The following is a 2,481-nucleotide window of genomic DNA, read 5'->3' on the forward strand; positions in this document are numbered from 1 at the left end:
AGCTGTTTCTTCTCCGTGATGTGGCGGGTCTGCTGGCCGAGCCTGCCCGTGAGCCGCTGCTGGCCGATGTGTGGCTTCCCGACCTGCAAATCATGACTGCCCGGCGCCGTGGCTTATACGTGGCGATGAAGGGAGGAACGAACGGCGAGAGCCATAACCACAACGATGTGGGCAGTTTTGTCGTCTACTGCGACAACCGCCCGGTCATCGTCGATCCGGGCGTCGGCAGCTATACGGCCAAGACATTCGGCCGGGACCGCTACGATATATGGACCATGCAGTCGCAATATCACAATCTGCCGGTAATCAACGGTATGGGGCAGCGCGACGGTGCTGGATATGCCGCATCGGCGGTGAGATACTCCAAGGGACGCATGCGCCTCGACATTGCCGGTGCCTATCCGGCAGAAGCCGGGGTGAGGCGTTGGATTAGGGAAGTGCGCGTTGGCGGTTCGGGAATTGTCGATATTACGGAAGACTACGAACTGACTGTATGCGGCGTACCGCCGTGCCTCGTTGTCATGGCCGCCGTGTGTCCCGATATGTCCGTGCCGGGCAGAATATCGCTCGGTTCACATGCCGTCCTTTACAACCCGGCTCAACTTTCCGTTTCCATTGAACCTATGGAGCCTTTGCTCGACGACAAGTTACGCGGCGTATGGGGCGACGACCTTTACCGTATTGTGATGACGGTGAAAGGGAAAGATAAGAGAGGGAAAATAAGGTGGAGGTTTTCTTTGGGGAGATGAGTAGTAAGGAGATGAGTAGTAAGTAGGTATGCTTGGTGATAAAGTCTGTACTTTTAATACATGAAAGTAATGATGGCTTTGCATCCGGTGCCCATTATACAAAAACTCTGTACTCAAAGCATACCTCCTTACTACTCATCTCCTTCCTCCCCATCTCCTTCCTTATAAATTTTACTAAAATCAAAAAAATATGACCTATAATACAACAACCCTTCCGTGCGGGCTCCGTATAATCCACAGGCAGACAGACTCACCGGTGATATACTGCGGATATGCCGTGAATACCGGGACACGAGATGAACAGCCGGGCGAAGAAGGAATGGCACACTTCTGCGAGCATCTTACTTTCAAGGGCACGTCCCGCCGCAGTGCCATCAGAATAATAAACTGTCTCGAGAGCGTGGGCGGCGAACTGAACGCTTTTACCACCAAGGAGCATACCGTATACTACTCATCGGTGTTGAAAGACCATTTCGCAAAGGCCGTCGACCTGCTCACCGACATTGTGTTTCACAGCACTTATCCGCAGAGCGAGATAGATAAGGAAGTGGAGGTGGTATGCGACGAGATAGAGAGCTACAACGACTCGCCTGCCGAACTGATATACGATGAGTTCGAGAGCCTGATTTTCGGCGGTCATCCGCTGGGACGCAATATTCTCGGTGAGGCCTCACGGCTGCGCACGTATACCACCGCCGACGCCCGCCGATTCACCGCCTCCCATTATCGGCCCGGCAACATGGTGTTTTTCGCCTGCGGCAATCTCGATTTCGGCCGTCTTGCGTCCTTGCTGCGCCGCCTTACAGCCGATATGCCGGCTGCTTCGCCGCATGCGGTCTGTCAGCGCGTCGCCTCGCTGCCGCCTTACACTCCGTGTACCGTGACGCGCGAGAAAGCCACTCATCAGGCGCATGTGATGATCGGCAACCGTGCATACGGCATGTACGACAGTCGCCGTACCGCTCTCTATCTGCTGAACAACATGCTCGGCGGGCCGGGCATGAACGCGCGCCTGAACCTCTCGCTTCGTGAGCGTCACGGTCTGGTATATACGGTTGAGAGCACAATGGTGAGCTATCGGGACACCGGCATGTGGAGCGTATACTTCGGTTGCGATCCGAAAGACGTATCACGCTGTCGCCGACTTGTATTCCGGGAGCTTGACCGCATGGCCGACCGTCCGCTCGGTGCGGCCCGCCTTGTTGCCGCAAAGCGGCAGATAAAGGGACAGATAGCCATTGCATGCGACAACAGGGAGAGCTTTGCGCTCGATTTCGGGCGTACTTATCTCAATTTCGGTAAGGAGAAAGATGTCAACCGGCTCTTTGAGCGCATAGATGCCGTCACGGCGGAAGACATAATGCGGACAGCCGCCGAGGTGTTTGCCCGCGATAGACTGACAACGCTCGTTTTCCGATGAGCATCCCTAATAGATATTTATAATCTGTACCGCCCCGTTTTCCGAACACGTCAGGAAAGCGGGGCCTCATTGTTTTGTGTAATAATAAAGTCACGTATTTAACATTTTGTTTTCTGTTGAAATAGAAAACGAATACGATACGTAGCGCTATATGCAATGCGATATGCTTTTTATCGCAAGTTGGTAATTCTGCCGATTTTCCGCAACGGGATGCCCGTTGGCTTGCGTTCGGTTGCCGGTTGCGTCGCGTTTGGATACCCGTTGGCTTGCGTTTAGCGTCTGAATGCGAGGCAACGGGACGCTGAATGGAAA

At 54.0% G+C, this 2,481-nt stretch carries 2 protein-coding genes; both read left to right on the forward strand.

Going from position 1 to position 2,481, the window contains the following annotated elements:
* On the forward strand, positions 1 to 749 hold a 749-nt coding region (locus tag MoGM_RS00945; protein WP_199181751.1), incomplete at its 5' end, for a heparinase II/III family protein.
* A 190-nt stretch (positions 750 to 939) separates the two neighbouring features.
* Positions 940 to 2,169, forward strand: a complete 1,230-nt coding sequence (locus tag MoGM_RS00950) for a pitrilysin family protein (RefSeq protein ID WP_104368360.1) — start codon at positions 940 to 942, stop codon at positions 2,167 to 2,169.
* Positions 2,170 to 2,481: the final 312 nt, after the last annotated feature.

It is taken from the genome of Prevotella sp. MGM1 (genome assembly GCF_002933775.1).
GTDB lineage: Bacteria > Bacteroidota > Bacteroidia > Bacteroidales > Bacteroidaceae > Prevotella.